17 protein-coding genes are annotated in these 18,915 nt (G+C 65.9%); 15 read left to right on the top strand and 2 right to left on the bottom strand.

What is annotated here, in order from left to right:
- Window positions 1–125 precede the first annotated feature (125 nt).
- Window positions 126–467, top strand: coding sequence for an Rv2175c family DNA-binding protein (locus E3T43_RS06280; RefSeq protein WP_092450557.1), 342 nt, complete (start codon window positions 126–128; stop codon window positions 465–467).
- Window positions 468–557: 90 nt separating this feature from the next.
- Here the strand turns inward: E3T43_RS06280 and E3T43_RS06275 are convergent, their stop codons facing one another.
- The gene (locus E3T43_RS06275; protein ID WP_134471717.1) at window positions 558–1,724 is read right to left on the bottom strand and encodes a polyprenyl synthetase family protein; all 1,167 of its coding nucleotides are present in this window, start codon (window positions 1,722–1,724) and stop codon (window positions 558–560) included.
- A gap of 120 nt (window positions 1,725–1,844) precedes the next feature.
- Between E3T43_RS06275 and E3T43_RS06270 the strand changes: the two genes are divergently transcribed.
- From E3T43_RS06270 to murC, 12 genes are all read left to right on the top strand, one after another.
- Window positions 1,845–2,222 carry a DUF3040 domain-containing protein gene (locus E3T43_RS06270; RefSeq protein WP_134471716.1) on the top strand — a complete coding sequence of 126 codons (378 nt, stop codon included), beginning with the start codon at window positions 1,845–1,847 and terminating at the stop codon, window positions 2,220–2,222.
- 355 nt (window positions 2,223–2,577) lie between these two features.
- A complete protein-coding gene (mraZ, locus tag E3T43_RS06265) occupies window positions 2,578–3,009 on the top strand; it encodes a division/cell wall cluster transcriptional repressor MraZ (RefSeq protein WP_092339873.1) in 432 nt (143 codons plus the stop codon).
- A gap of 114 nt (window positions 3,010–3,123) precedes the next feature.
- Complete coding sequence (gene rsmH, locus E3T43_RS06260; RefSeq protein WP_370449896.1) at window positions 3,124–4,080, top strand: 16S rRNA (cytosine(1402)-N(4))-methyltransferase RsmH; 957 nt, start codon at window positions 3,124–3,126, stop codon at window positions 4,078–4,080.
- Complete coding sequence (locus E3T43_RS06255; protein ID WP_134471715.1) at window positions 4,077–4,640, top strand: hypothetical protein; 564 nt, start codon at window positions 4,077–4,079, stop codon at window positions 4,638–4,640. Before rsmH ends, E3T43_RS06255 begins: the two co-directional genes overlap by 4 nt.
- A gap of 27 nt (window positions 4,641–4,667) precedes the next feature.
- Entirely contained in the window at window positions 4,668–6,476 is a 1,809-nt protein-coding gene (locus E3T43_RS06250; RefSeq protein ID WP_134443118.1) for a penicillin-binding protein 2, read from the top strand.
- A gap of 15 nt (window positions 6,477–6,491) precedes the next feature.
- Window positions 6,492–8,036 (top strand): Mur ligase family protein, encoded by a 1,545-nt coding sequence (locus tag E3T43_RS06245; RefSeq protein WP_134443117.1) that lies wholly within the window; start codon window positions 6,492–6,494, stop codon window positions 8,034–8,036.
- Entirely contained in the window at window positions 8,037–9,446 is a 1,410-nt protein-coding gene (gene murF / locus E3T43_RS06240; protein WP_134443116.1) for a UDP-N-acetylmuramoyl-tripeptide--D-alanyl-D-alanine ligase, read from the top strand.
- Window positions 9,443–10,534, top strand: a complete 1,092-nt coding sequence (mraY, locus tag E3T43_RS06235; RefSeq protein ID WP_092450543.1) for a phospho-N-acetylmuramoyl-pentapeptide-transferase — start codon at window positions 9,443–9,445, stop codon at window positions 10,532–10,534. Before murF ends, mraY begins: the two co-directional genes overlap by 4 nt.
- The gene (murD, locus tag E3T43_RS06230; protein ID WP_241978841.1) at window positions 10,534–12,048 is read left to right on the top strand and encodes a UDP-N-acetylmuramoyl-L-alanine--D-glutamate ligase; all 1,515 of its coding nucleotides are present in this window, start codon (window positions 10,534–10,536) and stop codon (window positions 12,046–12,048) included. Before mraY ends, murD begins: the two co-directional genes overlap by 1 nt.
- A gap of 5 nt (window positions 12,049–12,053) precedes the next feature.
- Window positions 12,054–13,394: a putative lipid II flippase FtsW gene (gene ftsW, locus E3T43_RS06225; RefSeq protein ID WP_134471713.1), complete on the top strand. Its 1,341-nt coding sequence runs from the start codon at window positions 12,054–12,056 to the stop codon at window positions 13,392–13,394.
- Complete coding sequence (locus E3T43_RS06220; RefSeq protein WP_134471712.1) at window positions 13,391–14,464, top strand: glycosyltransferase; 1,074 nt, start codon at window positions 13,391–13,393, stop codon at window positions 14,462–14,464. The genes ftsW and E3T43_RS06220 overlap by 4 nt, the downstream gene beginning before the upstream one ends.
- Window positions 14,465–14,538: 74 nt before the next feature.
- Window positions 14,539–15,960, top strand: a complete 1,422-nt coding sequence (gene murC, locus E3T43_RS06215) for a UDP-N-acetylmuramate--L-alanine ligase (protein WP_134471711.1) — start codon at window positions 14,539–14,541, stop codon at window positions 15,958–15,960.
- Window positions 15,961–16,107: 147 nt separating this feature from the next.
- Here the strand turns inward: murC and E3T43_RS06210 are convergent, their stop codons facing one another.
- On the bottom strand, window positions 16,108–16,383 hold the full coding sequence (locus tag E3T43_RS06210; protein WP_134471710.1) for a hypothetical protein: 276 nt from the start codon (window positions 16,381–16,383) through the stop codon (window positions 16,108–16,110).
- 118 nt (window positions 16,384–16,501) lie between these two features.
- On the opposite strand from E3T43_RS06210, the gene E3T43_RS06205 reads away from it, so the two are divergent.
- A complete protein-coding gene (locus tag E3T43_RS06205; RefSeq protein WP_134471709.1) occupies window positions 16,502–17,335 on the top strand; it encodes an FtsQ-type POTRA domain-containing protein in 834 nt (277 codons plus the stop codon).
- A 305-nt stretch (window positions 17,336–17,640) separates the two neighbouring features.
- On the top strand, window positions 17,641–18,843 hold the full coding sequence (gene ftsZ / locus E3T43_RS06200) for a cell division protein FtsZ (RefSeq protein WP_134443110.1): 1,203 nt from the start codon (window positions 17,641–17,643) through the stop codon (window positions 18,841–18,843).
- The last annotated feature ends 72 nt before the right edge of the window (window positions 18,844–18,915 follow it).

Raw genomic sequence — 18,915 nt, 5'->3', positions numbered from 1 at the left:
CCACCTTGAGGTTTTCATAAATATGAGAGGGAGTCAATTGACACGGAGCCGCGAATTGGCACTGATCACGATAAAAAGCTCCACAAGGTTTTGTACCGGCCCCAAAATCATGGGAAGCTACCAACGTGAGTGATCTGTCTTCAGAGCCCGAGTGGCTTACTATTCCTGCCCTTGTCAACCTCCTCGGAATGAGCCAGAGCCGCGTGCGGCACCTGATCGACGACAAATACCTGCTGGCTATCCGGCGGGACAACGTCGTGTCGGTTCCCTCCCTGTTTCTGCGTGACGGAGCTCCCGTTCCGGAACTGCGCGGCACGCTGTTCGTGCTGGCCGATGACGGCTTCACCGACATGCAGGCCATGACCTGGCTGCTCGAGGTCGACGACAGCCTCGGCGTTGCTCCGATCGAAGCCCTCCGCGCCGGACGCAAGGCCGAGGTGCGCCGCGTCGCCCAGGCGCTCGCCTAAGCGCCTTCGGTACGGCCCGCCGGCGACCGGCGTGCGGCGCAAAATGACCTCATGATAAAACGGATGCGCCGATCACGACGGCTGCGCCGGTCAGTATGCCCGACGCGTCACGCGATCGGTCAGATCGAGCAGGGTCTGCCGGGCCGTTGCAGTGATCGGAGCGGTTTCCAGCACGTTCAGCGCTTCTGCGACCTGGGCGGCGATCAAAGTTTCGACCCGCTCGACCGCGCCGCTGGCCGTGATGAGCTCCTGAAGGGCGCGAATCTGCGCCTGATCGAGCGTCGGGTCGCCGAGCTGGGCATCCAGTGCCTGTCGATCCCGGTCGTTTAGCCGCTCCCGAGCCAGCGCGATCAGCACGGTGCGCTTGCCCTCGGTCAGGTCGTCCCCGCTCGGTTTTCCGGTCACCGCGGCATCACCGAACACCCCGAGCAGGTCGTCGCGCAACTGATAAGCCATTCCGAGCGGCAGGCCGAAGGCCCGCAGCGAGCTGAGCTGGTCGGCTGACGCTCCGGCCAGCGCGGCCCCGATCACGAGCGGAGCCTGCACGCTGTACTTGGCTGACTTGTAGACGATGACCCGCAGGGCACGGTCGAGCAGCTGCGATTCGGGCTGAGCCAGCCAGGCGCGTTCCTCGAGAATGTCGAGGTATTGCCCGGCCGTGACCTCGGTGCGCATGTGATTGAACTCAAGCCGAGCGCGCCGGGCCGACGGTCGGTCGGCGACCGCATCGAGTCCTTCGTCGAGCAGCTCGTCACTCCATCCGAGGAGCAGGTCGCCGAGCAGAATCGCCGATGCCCGTCCGAACGTGACCGGACCGCCGGACCAGCCCTCATTCTCGTGCAAACTTTCGAACAGTTTGTGGGCGCTCGGCGCCCCGCGTCGGGTGTCCGAGTTGTCAATAATGTCGTCGTGCACGAGCGCGGCGGCATGAAAAATTTCCAGGGCGCTGGCCGCCGAGACGACCGCCTCGAGCGGTACCGGGGCAGTGGATGCCGCGCCTCGCCCGCCGGCTGCGGCCGCCGGTGGTTTCGCCCCCGACTGGCCTGCATTTGGGCCCGTATCGGCCACACGGACGCTCTGCGCGCCCCAGTAACAAAACTGGGCTCGAAACCGCTTTCCACCGCTGAGAAACTGCCGTGAGAAGTCTGTTAGAGGCGTCAGATCGGAGCTGATCAGGGTCACAATTGGTTCGCGGGACATGAGGAACTCGTCGATGCGAGATTGAACCAAGTCGACCAGGCGTTTGCTTTCAGGCACTCGTATAGCCTAGCCACCATGGCGGGGTTAGAATTGAGTAGTTCGACCGTACCCGGTTCGAATTTTGCAGTTCAAATTTTTCAACCCACCCGCTCGATCCCGTAACTGGAAGGGAATGAGATGCCGCTTTCGGAACAGGAGCAGCGACTCCTTGAAGAGATGGAGCGCAGCCTCTATCACAACGATGCCAACTTCGTCGCCAGCGTTGGTGCGTCGCGACTTCGCCCGAACTATCGTTCCATCGCCATCGGTGTACTCCTCGCCGTCGCGGGCATTGTCGCGCTCATTCTGGGAGTAGCCATTGCCCAGCTCTGGCTCGGCATTCTCGGCTTCATCGTGATGTTCGGTGGCGTTCTCGTCGCCGTCTCGCCCGGCAAAGCCCTCCGTGGCGTTCCCGGACCGTCCGCACCCGGTCGTCGACCGGCGCAGGCCAAGTCCAACCAGGGGCTGATGGATCGCCTGAACGACCGCTGGGACCGCCGTCAAGACGGTCAGTAGCGCGAACGGTCAGTAGCGCGAACGGTCAGTAGCGCGAACGGTCAGTAGCGCGAACGGTCAGTAGTGCGAATGGCCTTTTGTCACCTGAGCTGAGTCCTCCACCGGGTTTCCAGAACTCAAGAATTTGCAGCCCCAAAGGGCCGATCATCCGATCGGCCCTTTTTTTGTGCCCAAAAACCAGCAATAGGCATCCATTTTCAATGAGTGTGCTCCCTTTTCCTCCACAGCAAGTGGCCAATGAATTCGGGGCAGTTTGCTGATTAGGTTCAGAAACAGGTCAGAATTCTTCGACAAGTGGTTGAAGGTGGAGTAAAGTGGAGACAGACCTGAATCTGGCCGGAAGAAAGGGGTACGCGTGTTCCTTGGCACGTACGCCCCCCGGCTCGACGAAAAAGGTCGAATCATTCTTCCCGCGAAATTTCGGGAGGAACTCTCCACCGGCGTGGTGATGACGCGCGGGCAGGAACACTGCATCTACGTGTTCAGCACCCGCGAATTCGAAACGCTCCATGACAAGATCCGTCAGGCCCCGGTCACGAGCAAGCAAGCTCGCGACTACCTCCGGGTGTTCCTGTCCGGAGCGAGTTCCGAAACGCCGGACAAACAAAACCGCGTCACCATCCCCGGCAATCTCCGCAGCTATGCGGGGCTTGACCGGGAACTGACCGTCATCGGCGCTGGCAGCCGAGTCGAGATTTGGGACAGCGAAGCGTGGGCCACATACCTCGCCGAGCAGGAAACCTCGTACGCCAACACGACGGAGGAGGTGATTCCGGGACTCTTCTAGCCCCTGGCGCCTGACTCCTCGCCGTTTTTGCCCTGACACACTTCCCCGGTGCCAGGACGAAATGGAGGGGAATCAGGCATCACGGACTTTCCCGGCATTATGGCCAGCAACGACATTCCCAGCAACAAGATCCACACCCCGGTACTGCTCGAACGCTGCGTCGAGCTGCTTGCCCCCGCGCTCGAACAACCCGGAGCCGTGCTCGTCGACGCGACGCTGGGAATGGGCGGTCACGCCGAAGCGATCCTGTCCCGCTTTCCGGGGCTCACGCTCGTCGGCCTCGACCGTGACACCGAGGCCCTCGCCATCGCCGAGGAACGCCTCAAGGGATTCGGCGACCGGGTCCACCTCGTGCACACCGTCTATGACGGCATCGGCGAAGCCCTCGACGGGCTCGGCATCACCGAGGTCGCCGGCGTCTTGTTCGACCTCGGCGTCTCCAGCCTGCAGATCGACCGGGTCGAACGCGGCTTTTCCTACTCGAAGGATGCCCCGCTCGATATGCGCATGGACGGCACCGCCGGCCTGACAGCCGCGAGCATCCTCGCCGATTACAGCGAACGCGACCTCAAGGGCATCTTTCAGGACTACGGCGAAGAGAAACTGTCCGCCCGCTACGCCAAGGCCATCGTCGAAGCTCGCGAAACGACTCCCTTCGTGCGGTCGGCACAGCTCGTCGACGTGATCACGAAGGCGACCCCGGTCGTGGTTCAGCGGCAGGGCCACCCGGCGAAACGAGTTTTCCAGGCGCTCCGCATCGAGGTCAACCAGGAGCTCGCCGTGCTCGAGCGGGCCATTCCCGCAGCGCTCGAACGCGTGCAGGTCGGTGGGCGCATCGTCGTCATGGCGTACCAGTCGCTCGAAGACCGCATCGTCAAACGGGCCCTCGCCGCGGCATCCGGTTCAACCGCCCCCGCCGGCCTGCCGGTGGAACTCCCCGAACACAAACCGCTCTTCAGCCTGCTGCTGCGCGGAGCCGAACTGGCATCCGACGAGGAGAAGGCCATCAACCCCCGCGCGACGCCGGTTCGGCTGCGCGCTGCTGAACGACTGAGAAGGGCCGCCGCATGAGCGACAACCTGGCACGCGTATCGTTTGCGGTCGAACGTGAAAAGTTCGAGACGCCGGAGCGTCGCCCCTTTCGCATCGTCTCGTCGAACCCGAGACGCCGGGCGCGCCCACGCATCTTCTATGCCCTCACCGCGGTGGCCGGCATGGCTGCGATCATCGTCGCCCAGCTGCTCCTGAGCGTGGGCATCTCCCAGGGAGCCTACGAGATCTCCAGCCTTCAGTCGAGCCAGTCCGAACTCGGCCGCACGGCCGCGGGCGTCAGCGAAGACCTCGTGCGGGTATCATCGCCGCAAAGCCTCGCCGCCAACGCCGAGGGACTCGGCATGGTCACCAACTCCAACCCCGTCTACCTGCGCCTGTCCGACGGCGCTGTTTTGGGCGCTCCGGCCTCAGCGTCGGGTTCGCAGGCCGGGGCGGCCAGCCTCGTTCCGAACGCCCTGCTGACCGGCACCGCCCTGCTGTCGCAGCTGCCCGACGACGCAGCGGCGGCAACGGGCGCTGTCGCGATCACGAGTGCTCCGGTAGTTCCTGCAGGACTCGCGGCGCCCACTACCCGATAGTTTCTCCGTGTCGACCATGATGGGCAGATGAGCGTGCGCAACAGCAGTGCCCGAACCAACCCGACCAACACCCGGTCCAGTCGTCGACGCACCTTTTTCACCATCGTCGTGCTGTTCGCCGTCATCGGTGTGTTCGTGGTGCGACTCGTCGATATTCAGGTGGTGCAGGCCGATTCGCTCACCAAGGACTCCGTGGGAAACCGTTCAGTCGGCCAGGTGATCTATGGCTCGCGCGGCGAGATCGTCGACGGGAACGGTGTGGTGCTTGCCGGAACGGTCATGCGCTACAACATCACCATGTCGCCGGTCAACGCCACCCCCTTCAAACGCACGGTCGACGGAAAAAAGGTCGAGGTCTCGGTGGCCGAGGCGGCCGCCGAAATCGGTGCCGCCACCGGGCAGACCGGTGACGCCATTCTGCTGACTATTTCCACCGCCCTGGAGGCCAACGCCAAGGCTAATTTCGCCTACATCGCCCAGAAGGTCGACGTCGACGTGCTGCGCGCCGTGCAGGAGCTGCACATTCCGTGGACGTACTCCGAGAACAGCCCGAGCCGGGTCTACCCGAACGGGGCCGTCGCCGGCAATCTGCTCGGCTTTCTGTCGGGGGAGGGAGTGCCGCAGGCCGGCCTCGAATCCGGGCAGGACGCCTGCCTGGCCTCCACCAACGGTTCGGAAACCTATGAAAAGGGAGCCGACGGCGTGCGCATCCCGGGTAGCAGCGTCACGAGCACCGAGGCCGTTGACGGCGGCGACGTCGTCACCACCATCGACTCCGACCTGCAATGGTTCGTGCAGCAGACCCTTGCCGCTCGGGCGCAAGAGACCGGAGCCGCCTGGGCGAACGCGGTCGTGCAGGACGCCAAGACCGGCAAACTCCTCGCCGTCGCCGACTACCCCTCTGTCGACCCGAACAATGTGGGCGGTACCGAAAACCCCGACGATCGCGGATCCCGGGCCTTTACCCAGTCTTTCGAACCGGGGTCGACCTTCAAAGCGCTCACCGCGGCATCCGTTCTCGATGCCGGCGTTGCCACACTCGATACCGGCGTCGTCTCGCCCTACCGCTACCTGCCCTCCAACGGCGCCAATATCAATGACAGCCACTCGCACCCCGACCAGAACATGACCCTCACCGGGGTGCTGATCGACTCCAGCAACACCGGCATGTCCAAGTTCGGCGAGATGCTCACCAATCAGCAGCGCTACGACTATATGAAGGCCTTCGGAGTGGGCACCGCCACGGAGACCGGATTCCCGCGCGAAGACGGCGGCATTCTGCACCCCGCCGACGAATGGGACAACCAGACCAGCTACGCGACCATGTTCGGGCAGGGCCTGACCACGAGCGCCCTTCAGATCGCCAGCATCTACCAGACCATCGCCAACGACGGCGTGCGCATGCCGGTGCAACTGGTGGAGGGCTGCAGGCAGGCCGACGGCACGCTGACCAATGTGCCCGATGCCACCGGCACCCGGGTGCTCTCCGAAAGCGCGGCGAACGACACGAGCGACGTGCTCGAGATGGTCTATCAGAAGAGCTGGGTGAACAGTAAGTGGAACATTCCGGGCTATCGCGTCGCCGCTAAGACCGGCACCGCCCAGATGCCCGACGGGCACGGTGGGTACTCTAGCGGGTACCTCGTTTCGGTTTCCGGGTTCGCCCCGGCCGACGATCCACAGTACGTCGTCTCGGTCAGCATCGCCGATCCTGTTAAACTGAACACATCTGCCGCACCGGCTCCGGTCTTCCAGGAGATCATGAGCCAGGTTTTGAAAAAGTATCGGGCGGTTCCCTCCGGCGCGAGTGCGCCCGATCTCTCGTCCACCTGGTAAGAAAGCGAGCCCTGCGTGTCTGAATTGGCGCCGTCGGCTCTCCGTCCCGAGCATCCCGTTCCGCGGTCGTTGTCGGGATTGGTTGCCGAATTTGATCTAGAACTACGTGGAGACATCGACGGTCTCGAAGTCACCGGGGTGAGCCTGAGCTCCCGCACGGTGCAGCCCGGTGACCTCTACGTCGGTGTACCCGGAGCGCACCTGCACGGAGCCACCTTCGCCGCCGCTGCGGCAGAGGCCGGTGCCGTGGCTATCCTGACCGACCCGGCCGGGGCGCTGCTGGCCGCGGGCAGCGGGCTCCCCGTGCTCGTCACCCCGGATGCCCGCGCAGCGCTCGGCGCCGTCTCCGGGTGGATCTACCGCACCGCCGACAACCCGGCGACCCTGTTCGCGGTGACCGGCACGAACGGCAAAACCAGCGTGGTCTACCTGCTCTTCGGCATCCTAAACCAGCTCGGCATCGTCTCTGGGCTGACCTCCACCGCCGAGCGCCGCATCGGTGACCTCGCCGTGACCAGTGCGCTGACCACCCCGGAGGCGAGCGAACTGCACGCCCTGCTCGCCCGCATGAACGAGGCCGAGGTGCGCGCGGTCGGCATCGAGGTGTCGGCCCAGGCGCTCAGCCGCTACCGGGTCGACGGGCTGGTCTTCGACGTCGCCGCGTTCACCAACCTCAGCCACGACCACCTAGACGACTACGCGGCGATGGACGACTATTTTCAGGCCAAGCTCGAGCTGTTCCAGCCCGACCGCTCGCACCGCGGCGTCGTCACCGTCGACACCGACTGGGGCCGGCGCATCGCCGACGAATGCCGCATCCCGGTCACGACGATCACCAACCACACGGACATTGACGCCGACTGGCGCATGACCGTGGTCGGTGAAACCGCCAGCCACACCGATTTCGTGCTCGACGGGCCGGACGGCCGGCGCCTGCGCACCCGGGTTCCCCTGCTCGGCTGGTACATGGCTGCGAACGCCGCCCTCGCCATCGTCATGCTGGTCGAATCCGGCTTCGACCTCGAGGCGATTCAGCACACCCTCGACCGAGACGGCGGCATCGTCGCTTACATTCCCGGCCGGGCCGAGCGCATCTCCGGCGACCGGGGCCCGCTCGTCTACATCGACTACGGGCACAGTCCGGACGCCTTCCTCAATACCCTCGAGGCCCTGCGCAAATTCACCCCCGGCAAGCTGATCATGCTGTTCGGCGCTGACGGTGACCGTGACACCACGAAACGCGCCGATATGGGCGCTATCGCTGCCCGGGGCAGCGATATCGTGGTCGTGACCGACTTTCACCCGCGCTACGAAGACGCCGCGAGCATCCGTGCTGTCTTGCTTGACGCAGCGCGCGCGGCCGTTCCCGACGGCGAGTTCTACGAGGTGGCCAACCCTCGTGCGGCATTCCGCACGGCGTTGTCACTGGCACACGAAGGAGACACCATTCTGTATGCCGGCCCAGGCCATGAGGACTACCACGAGGTACAGGGCAAGAAACTGCCCTACTCCGCCCGCGAGGATGCCCGCGAAGCGCTGCGTTCGGCGGGGTGGCTGTAAATGATTGCCCTCGCCCTGACCGAGATCAGCGAGGCCGTCAACGGTGCGCTGCACCTGGCCGGTCCGGCCGAAGCCGCTGACCAGATCAGCGGCTCGGTCCAGACTGACTCCCGCCTGATCGAGCCAGGCTCCATCTTCGTTGCCAAGCCCGGTGCGGTGACCGACGGCCACCTGTTCGCGCCGGTCGCCGCCGAGCGCGGTGCCGCCCTATTGATCGTCGAGCGAACGCTCGACCTGCCGGTCACCCAGATCGTCGTCGCCGATGCCGTGGCCGCGCTCGGCGCCCTCGCCGCGGCCGTGGTCGCCCGGGTACGCGCCGCCGGAACGCTCAAGGTGGTCGCCGTCACCGGCTCGAACGGCAAGACCACCACCAAGAACCTGCTGCGCAGCATGCTCGAACGGGTCGGCCCGACCGTCGCCCCGCGCGGATCCTTCAATAACCAGGTCGGCGCGCCGATGACCATGCTCGAAGTCACGGCCGAGACTCGTTTTCTCGTGATCGAGATGGGCGCCAGCAGCGAAGGTGCGATCGCGCACCTGGTGCGCCTGGCCCGGCCCGACGTGGGGATCGTGCTGACCGTCGGCCTCGCCCACGCCGGCGAGTTCGGTGATCTTGATGCCACCGTTCGCGCCAAATCCGAGATGGTCACCGACCTGCTGGAAACGGATGTCGCGGTGCTGAATGCAGACGATCCGCGCGTCGCGCAGATGGCCGCGCTCACCCCGGCCCGCATCGTGCGCTTCGGCGAGTACGGTCAGGTCGACGTGCGCGCGAGCGACCTGCATGGAGGCCGCACCGGCACAACGTTCACCCTGCACCTCGCCGGCGGGCAGAGCGCTCCGGTCGTGTTCCGGGTGCTCGGCGAACACCACGTTATGAACGCCCTCGCCGCTGCCGCCGCCGCTGAAGTACTCGGGGTCTCGCTGCCCGACATCGTCGCCGCGCTCGAGGCCACGACCCGGGCCGAACGCTGGCGCATGGAGGTTCTCGGCGGCAAGGACGATGTCACCGTCATCAACGACGCCTACAACGCAAGCCCCGACTCGATGAGCGCCGCGCTCAAGACTCTCGCCCAGATCGGCACCCCCGGAAAGCGCACCATCGCCGTGCTCGGCGAAATGGCCGAACTGGGCGAACTGGCCGGTGAGGAGCACGATCGTATCGGCCTGCTCGCCGTGCGCCTCAATATCTCGCAGGTGATCGTGGTCGGGCGGGGTGCCCGCCGCATGCACATCAGCACCATCAACGAGGGGTCCTGGGACGGTGAGTCTGCCTATGTCGACACGCCGGACGAGGCCTTCGAACTGGTGCGCAGCTCAGTGAATCCGGGCGATACCGTGCTCGTCAAGTCATCCAACTCCGCGGGTCTGCGGTTCCTCGGCGATCGACTGGGAGACTTGTTCTCGTGAGAGTCCTGCTACTGTCCGGCGCGTTTTCACTCGCCTTCACCCTGTTTCTGACGCCGCTGTTCATTCGGCTGTTCAAGAAGTTCGGCTGGGGCCAGTTCATTCGCGACGATGGGCCGAAGAGCCACCACGCCAAGCGCGGCACCGCCACCATGGGCGGAATCATCATCATCCTGGGTGTGTTGATCAGCTATTTCACCGCCATGCTGATCGAGCAACGACCGTTCACCCCCTCGCCGCTGCTCGTGCTGTTCATGATGGTCGGCCTCGGACTGGTCGGGTTTCTCGACGACTTTCTGAAGACCCGCAACCAGCGCAGTCTCGGCCTCGGCGGCTGGTCCAAGGTGCTCGGGCAGGTCATCGTCGCCGGTGCCTTCGGCGTGCTGTCGCTGCAATTCGTCGACCGCAACGGTCAGACCCCCGCCTCGACGAGCGTGTCCTTCATTCGGGACCTGCCGCTTGACTTCATGAAACTGGGCACGTTCATCGGCATCGCCGTGTTCCTGCTCTGGATCTGCCTGATCGTGGCCGCGACCTCGAACGGAGTGAACGTCACCGACGGTCTCGATGGCCTCGCCACCGGAGCATCCATTTTCGCCATTGGATCCTTCGTTGTGATCGGGTTCTGGCAGTCCAACCAGAGCTGCTTCGGGGGAGCGGATGCCGCCGACCAATACAAGTGCTACCTCGGCCCCGACTCCTTCGACCTCGCCATCGTCGCCGCAACCATCGTCGGCGGCCTGATCGGGTTTCTCTGGTGGAACACCTCACCGGCCAAGATCTTTCTCGGCGACACCGGCTCGCTCGCCCTCGGCGGGGCGCTGGCCGCCCTCGCCATTCTCAGCCGTACCGAACTGCTCCTCGTGCTCATCGGTGGCCTGTTCGTGATGGAAGCCGGCTCGGTCATCGTGCAACGCGCGTACTTCAAGATCACCCACGGTAAACGCATCTTCCTGATGAGTCCGGTCCATCATCACTTTGAGCTCAAGGGCTGGGCCGAAGTCACGGTTGTCGTGCGGTTCTGGATCATCGGCGGCCTGCTCGTCGCCGCCGGTGTCGGCTCGTTCTACCTCGAATGGCTGTCGCAATAGTGAACTCTGAAACCCCCGCTGCCGGCGACCGCCTGAACGGGCTGGTCAGCTGGCACGCCGACTGGCGAGGCCTGCGCGTCGCCGTGCTCGGTCTCGGCGTGACCGGCTTTGCCGCCGCCGATACCCTCGCGGAACTGGGCGCCGACGTGCTCGTGCTCGCCTCGCCGGGCGCCGACGAACGCTTCGACCTGCTGGGGGTTCTCGGGGTGCCGTTCGTGCAGGCTGACCTGCGTGAGGTGCCGGCTGAGCTGGCGGCGCAGCTACCGGAATTGATCATCGTCTCGCCGGGATTTCACCCAGATCATCCCCTGCTGCTCTGGGCGGTGGAGCACAACGTGCCGGTCTGGGGCGACATCGAGTTGGCCTGGCGGCTTCGCGACAAGGTCGGCACTCCGGCCGAGTGGATGCTCGTCACCGGCACCAACGGCAAGACCACCACGGTGCAGCTGACCGCCACGATGCTTGCCGCGCACGGCAGCCGGGTCGCCCCCTGCGGCAATATTGGCGTGCCCGTACTTGACGCCATTCGTGACCCGCAGGGCTGGGACGTGCTCGTCGTCGAACTGTCGAGCTACCAACTGCACCACTTGCCCGCAAACGGCCCGGGCGCCCTACGTCCCTGGGCCAGCCTCTGCCTCAACATCGCCGATGATCACCTTGACTGGCACGGCTCCGCTGCGGCCTACCGCGCGGACAAGGCGAAGGTGTACCTGAACACGGCGGTGGCCTGCGTCTACAACACAGCGGATGCCGCGACCCTCGCGATGGTGCAGGACGCCGACGTGCAGGACGGCGCCCGCGCGATCGGTTTCGGTCTCGGCGTGCCCGGACCGAGCGAATTGGGGATCGTCGACGGCATCGTCTGCGACCGGGCCTTTCTCGAGGACCGCTTCGAACGGGCCCTGGAACTGACCACCGTGCCGCACCTCGTCGCGGCCGGGCTCGGCGCCCCGCACGTGATCATGGACGTGCTCGCCGCGAGCTCCCTGGCCCGATCGTTCGGGGTCGAGCCGGCGACCATCCACCGCGCCCTCGAAACCTTCCACCTCGACGCACACCGCATCGAAACGGTCGCGATCGCCGACGATGTGGAGTGGATCGACGATTCCAAAGCCACCAACCCGCACGCCGCCGATGCCTCGCTGGCGGCCTATGAGTCAGTCGTGTGGGTGGTCGGCGGGCTGCTCAAGGGCGTCGACATCGCCGAGCTTGTGCAGAAGCACATCGGCCGACTACGCGGCGCCGTCATCATCGGCGTCGACCGGGTGGCAGTCCGCGAAGCATTCGCGCGACACGCCCCCGACCTGACCGTGTTTGAGATTGACGCGAACGACACTGTATCCAACGACGGCGAACCGGTGATGACGGCTGCGGTGCGGCTGGCAGCCTCGATCGCGCAGGCCGGCGACACCGTTCTGCTCGCACCGGCCGCCGCATCGATGGATCAGTTCGAGAGCTATGCCGAACGCGGCCGGCTTTTCAATCAGGCAGTACACGACTTCTTGGGCAGGTGACGCGGATGGTACAGGTGCCTCGCAACCCCGCCTCTCGCTCGCCCGGGCAGAACCAGGGCAGCACGGGCGCCACACCCGGAAAACGCCCCAATCCGGGTGCGCGCCCCGGGCGCCCGGCGCGGATTCCCGAACAGGCGGCGGCGGGCGGTGCACAGGTCCGAATCAATCTCGGTCGGGTGTTCAAGGCCGAGGGCGGCAACTACTTTCTGCTGCTCGGCACCACCCTGTTCCTGGTGGTTTTCGGTCTCATCATGGTGCTGTCGTCGTCGTCGGTCGATTCCTTTCTGGCCGATATGGGCTTCTTCGGCGGGATCCTGCGCCAGGGTATGTTCGCTCTGATCGGCATTCCGCTCATGCTCGTCGTGAGCTGGCTGCCGCTCGCTTTTTGGCGTCGCGTGGCCTGGCCGGCGATGCTGATCACCTGCTTCTTTCAGTTTCTGGTCGTGGCCACCGGCCTGGGCGTCGGCACCGGCGGCAACACCAACTGGCTGAACATCTTCGGCATTCAGTTTCAGCCGTCCGAGGGCATCAAGGTTGCCCTGGTCATCTGGCTCGGCGTGATCCTCTCCAAGAAGCAGCACCAGCTGCACGACTGGAAGCACGTGTTCATTCCAGTCTTCGGTGTCGGCGGCGGCGCAGCATTTCTCGTCATGCTCGGCGGTGACCTCGGAACCACGATGATCATGGCCGGCATTTTGTTCGGTGCGCTGTTCTTCGCCGGCGTCAAACTGCGCCTGCTCGCCGTACCGTTGCTGGTCGGCGTCGGCGCAGCGGTTGTGCTGGCCATCGCGAGCCCCAACCGGCTGACTCGCATCACGAGCTTTCTCAACGAGGGCTGCACGGAACTGGTCGGGGAGATCTCCTCGAGTTGCTGGCAGCCGCTGCACGGCACCTGGGCCCTGGCCAACGGAGGAATCTTCGGCGTCGGCCTCGGAAACTCCAAGGCCAAATGGTCCTGGTTGCCGGCCGCCGACAACGACTACATCTTCGCTATCATCGGCGAAGAACTCGGCCTGATCGGCTGCATTGTCGTTCTCGGCATGTTCATTCTGCTGGCCTTCGCCTTTTTGCGCATTATGCGCGCGGCCACGACCGTGCAGGCCAAGGTCTCCATCGCCGCCGCCATGGTTTGGATCATCGGACAGGCCTTCGTCAATATCGGCGTGGTGCTCGGGGTGTTCCCCGTGTTGGGTGTACCGCTGCCGCTCATCTCGGCCGGTGGTACTGCCCTGCTCACCACCCTCGTCGCGATCGGCATCGTGCTCTCCTTCGCCCGCGGCGACCGTTCGAGCGACGCCGAGAGCGCCTTTCACGACACCGATCTTATTGAGGCTGACCGAGCATGACTACCTACCTTCTGGCGGGCGGAGGCACCGCCGGCCACGTCAACCCCCTGCTCGCCGTCGCCGACCGCATTCGCGCCAGCGAAGCGGATGCCACGGTGTTGGTTCTCGGCACCGCCGAAGGTCTCGAGGCGCGCCTGGTTCCCGCCCGCGGCTACGAACTCATCGTCGTTCCCCGGGTGCCGTTTCCGCGCCGGCCGAACCGGGCGGCCCTGGCCTTTCTGCCACGCTTCAGCGCGGCCGTGCGCGGAGTGGCCGCGGTCATTCGCTCTCGCAAGGTCGACGTGGTCGTGGGCTTCGGCGGGTATGTCTCCACGCCGGCGTACCTCGCGGCCCGGCGTGCGGGGGTGCCGATTGTCATCCACGAGGCCAACGCCAAGCCGGGCCTGGCCAACAAACTCGGCGCCCGCCTGACCGAGTACGTCGGTGTCGCTTTCGCCGGCACCCCGATTCGGCACGCCCGCTTCGTCGGAATGCCGCTCCGGCCCGAAATCGAACAGCTCGACCGGTCGGCCGTTCGCGCCGAGGCCCTCGCGTTCTTCTCGCTTGAGGCCGATCGTCCCGTGCTGCTGGTCACCGGGGGATCGCTCGGCGCGCGCAAGCTCAACGCGACCATTCTGGCCTCGGCGCCCGCGCTCGTGGCCGCCGGCTGGCAGGTGCTGCACATCACCGGGTCCAATTCCGAGATCGTCGACCCCGGCGTGCCGAACTACCACCTGGTCGCCTACTGCGATCGCATGGACCTGGCCCTCGCCGTAGCCGATTTCGCCGTGACCCGGGCGGGAGCGGCGACGGTCAGCGAACTCTGCGCGCTCGGCATTCCGGCCGTATACGTGCCGTATCCGGTCGGCAACGGCGAGCAGCGCTTTAATGCCGCGCCGGTGCTGGCCGTCGGCGGCGGTGTGCTGATCGCTGACGCGGACTTCGTGCCGGCCTGGGTTCGCAGCGAGCTGGTGACCCTGTTGGGTGACCGGCCGCAGCTGGCGAAGATGGGGCGGGGGGCGGCATCCGTCGGTGTGCTGGACGGCACGGCCCGCATGCTCGACCTGGTGCACGGGGCGCTCACGACTTGAGTGTCGGTCGGCACGCGTAACCTAGTGCCCGCACGAACTGTTTTATTTGCTTCGATCGAGAAGAGCGCACCACCGTGATCAAACCAGACCTCACCCTGACCATTCCCGAGGACCTCGGACGTGTGCACTTCGTGGGCATCGGAGGCTCCGGAATGAGCGGAATCGCCCGCCTGTTCCTGAACCAGGGCTATACGGTCACCGGCTCCGACGCCAAGGATTCGCCCAACGTGCAGGCGCTGCGGGAACTCGGTGCGAGCGTGTTCATCGGTCACGATGCGGCCAATGTCGGCGCGGCCGACACCCTCGTCGTCACCGGCGCGCTCTGGCAGGACAACCCGGAGTACGTGCTCGCCAATGAGCGCGGCCTGCCGGTGCTGCACCGCGCGCAGGCCCTCGCCTGGCTCATTCGCGAGCACCGCCTCGTTTCCGTCGCAGGCGCCCACGGCAAGACCACCTCCACCGGAATGATCGTCACCGGGCTGCTCGGCCTCGGCCAAGACCCGAGCTTCGTCAACGGCGGCGTGATCGAATCCCTCGGGACGAGTTCCGCCAGCGGAGCCGACGACCTGTTCGTGGTCGAAGCCGACGAATCCGACGGCTCCTTCCTGCTGTACCGCACGGCGGTAGCCCTGATCACAAACGTCGACCCCGACCACCTCGACCACTACGGCTCACTCGAAGCGTTCGAGGCCGCGTTCGTCCAGTTCAGCACCAAGGCCAGCGAGCTCGTCGTCATCTCCTCCGACGATGTCGGCGCCGTGCGGGTCACCGCAACGATCACCGCCGGCCGGACCGAAGCGGATGCCGCCGCGCGCGTGATCACGTTCGGCGAGCACCCCGAGTCCACCGTCCGCGTGCACTCCATCACCACGACCGGTCCGGTGAGCTTCAGCGTCGCCTGGCAGGGTCAGGATTACAGCGCCACCCTGCGCATTCCCGGCAAGCACAACGCCATCAACGCGGCCGGCGCCTTCGCCGTGCTGGTCGGGCTCGGCTTCGAACCTGCGGCGAGCCTCGACGCGATCGCCGGCTTCGGCGGTACCCAACGCCGGTTCGAACTGCACGGCACCGTCGGCGGCGTCAGCGTCTACGATGATTACGCCCACCACCCGACCGAGGTCGCCGCAGCCCTCGCGGCCGCGCGCACCGTCGTGGGGGAGGGCCGCATCATCGCGGTGCACCAACCGCACCTGTACAGTCGCACCCGCCTGTTCGCCCAGGAATTCGCCGACGTGCTCGAGAACTTTGCCGATCAGACCATCGTGCTCGCGGTGTACGGCGCCCGCGAAGACCCGGAGCCCGGCGTGACCGGAGCGCTCGTGTCCGAGCGGTTCCGCGACCCGTTGCACGTCGCTTACGTGCCGGACTGGCAGGATGCCGCTGATTACCTCGCCAGCATCGCCCGCGAGGGCGACTTCGTGGTCACCCTTGGCTGTGGTGACGTGAACCGCATCGTTCCCCAGCTGCTCGCTGCACTCGAACAGGCACGCGGATGAGGTGGCGGTGAGGCGGCCGGCCGGCTTCGAGCGCCCGGCCAAGGCGACCCCGACCCCAGCGGCGAAACCGACTCGGGTTCAGTCGGACGCTCCGTCGACCCCTCAGCCCACTCCAGCGGCGAAACCGGCTCGCTCTCAGTCGTCGGTTCAGGCGACTCCAGCGGCGAAGCCCTCGCGTGCCCGGCCGCAGGCGGAGCCGAACCAGAAATCCGACGGCCCGACCGGCGCCGCCGCGGGTTCGGTAACGACCCCGAAGGCGTTCCCCCGGGGAGGCGCCGGCGGGAAGAGCGGGTCGCATGACCCCTCGACGGTGTCGCCGACACCGTTCGTAAAGCCGTCCTCGAAGCCGTTGCCCCAGAACTCGTCGACACCGTCCGCAACGTCGTTCGATGGCTCCCACACGACGACGGAGCCGATAGTCATCCCGGGGGCCGGGGCATCCGGTTCACCGGTTTCAGCAGATCTGAGCGAGCCTGTCACCGCGGCAGACCTGGCCGCACTCACGACCCCCAGGTCCACGACGGGCGCAGCAACCCCGGCGATGCCCGTGACCCGGCGGACGTCGACGACGGCCGCGCCAGCCGGGCTGCCGAGCGGCGGAACCGCGGGGGTCCGCGCAGCACGGTCGGTCTTGCGGGCAGCTCAGCGCGCCCGCAAACGCTTCGAACGCGCGGAGGTACGTCGGTTCACCGGGCGTACCCGGCGCCGTCGTATCGCCTGGATCGCCGGGGGCGGCAGCGTCGCTCTCACTTTTGGTCTCATCATCGGCGCCGCCTACTCGCCGCTCATGGCGCTGCGCACGATCGAGGTCGTCGGCACCAGCCGCATTCCCGCTGGCGACGTCGCGGCCGCCCTCGCCGACCAGCTCGGCACCCCGTTACCGCTTCTCGACGCGGACGAGGTCAAGACCGAACTCTCCCAGTTCAAGCTCATTCAAAGTTATGTCACCGAGAGTCGCCCGCCGGGCACGGTAGTGGTGCGGGTCATCGAACGGGTTCCGGTGGGCGTGCTCGCTGGTGCGTCCGGCTTCGACCTCGTCGATTCCGCTGGCGTCGTTGTGGAAACAACGCCGGAGCGCGCCGTCGGCTACCCGCTCATCGAAGCTCCGGATGGCGTCGACAGCGCCGGATTCACCGCCGCTGCCGCCGTGCTCGCCGTGTTGCCCGAAAGTATCCGCACGCAATTGGATTCCGTCACCGCCGTTACCACGGATGACGTTACGCTCAGCCTGCTCGGCGGCGAACGGGTGGTCTGGGGCAGCGCGGAGAAGTCGGAGTACAAGGCTGTCGTGCTCGCCGCTCTGCTGGTCGGCCACCCGGCCGGCACGGTCAACGAGTACGACGTCTCCTCGCCCGACAGCGCCGTGCTGCGCTAATGCGCCGTGAGCCTACCGCGACCGACTTGGGTGGCCGCTACGGTAACCGCAGCAGCGGCCATCCGCTTTGGGCGCGGGCGCGGTCGCGAGCATCGTTGGCGCATGAGGCGCAAAATAGACGGCCAAGCGGCTCGCAAGGAGCCGTGCGGAGGGTCGCGGCAACGGATTTTGCGTGTACTTCGCGACACGCGGGCGTGCCTCCCCATTCGCGCGCCTCGCCCGCATACTTTCGTAATCAGGAATTGCATACTCAGCATAACTTTAAACCTCGACTAGAGGTTTAGGGTTCCACCCGGAGGCCGGACGTGTCAAACAATCAAAATTATCTAGCCGTCATCAAGGTTGTCGGCATCGGCGGTGGTGGCGTCAACGCCGTCAACCGCATGATCGAACTGGGCCTCCGCGGTGTCGAGTTCATCGCCATCAATACGGATGCCCAGGCTCTGCTCATGAGCGACGCCGACGTCAAGCTCGACGTCGGTCGTGACCTCACCCGCGGCCTCGGTGCTGGCGCGGACCCCGAGGTGGGTCGCCGTGCCGCCGAGGATCACGCCGAAGAGATCGAGGAAGCCCTCGCCGGGGCCGACATGGTCTTCGTCACCGCCGGCGAGGGTGGTGGCACCGGAACCGGTGGCGCCCCCGTCGTTGCCCGCATCGCCAAGTCGATCGGTGCCCTCACCATCGGCGTCGTCACCAAGCCGTTCGGCTTCGAGGGCAAGCGTCGTCAGGCTCAGGCCGAGACCGGCGTTGCCTCGCTCAAGAACGAGGTCGACACCCTCATCGTCGTGCCCAACGATCGCCTGCTTGAGATCAGCGACCGCGGCATCAGCATGCTCGAGGCCTTCGCGACCGCCGACCAGGTGCTCCTCGCCGGCGTGCAGGGCATCACCGACCTGATCACCACCCCCGGACTGATCAACCTCGACTTCGCCGACGTCAAGTCGGTCATGCAGGGTGCAGGATCCGCACTCATGGGTATCGGCTCCGCTCGCGGCGCCGACCGTGCCATCAAGGCTGCCGAACTGGCCGTGGCCTCGCCGTTGCTTGAGGCCTCGATCGACGGCGCGCATGGCGTGCTGCTGTCGATCCAGGGTGGCTCCAACCTTGGAATCTTCGAGATCAACGACGCGGCCCGCCTCGTGCAGGAAGCAGTGCACCCCGAAGCGAACATCATCTTCGGAGCCGTCATCGATGACACCCTCGGCGACGAGGTACGCGTCACTGTTATCGCTGCCGGGTTTGATGGCGGCGAGCCCGGCGCCAAGGCGGTCGAGGTGCGGCGTGCCGACCTCGTTGCTGCCGGCATTGCGGCCGGTGCCGGTACGGCAGCCGGAGCGGCATCCGCTGGAGCAGCCGGCGCGCCGGCCACCGACTCGGGCAGCTACAGCGATGGCGAGCTTGCGGCCTCAGTCTGGGGTGGTTCCGACTCCGCGAACGGCGTCACCGTGGCTGACCCGGCCTTCGAAGAAGAGGCCGACGACCTGGACATCCCCGACTTCCTCAAGTAGGACGAGATCCCTCCCGGGGCCGACTCAGTCGGCCCCGGGTATCGTGCCTTAATCGCCTGAAACGAAACGAAC

Origin of the sequence: Cryobacterium sp. Hh7, from assembly GCF_004403155.1 — a bacterium.
In the GTDB taxonomy this organism is placed as follows: Bacteria; Actinomycetota; Actinomycetes; order Actinomycetales; family Microbacteriaceae; genus Cryobacterium; species Cryobacterium levicorallinum.
The sequence above is the reverse complement of the archived record's forward strand: the minus strand, read 5'-3'. Positions and strand labels throughout refer to the sequence as shown.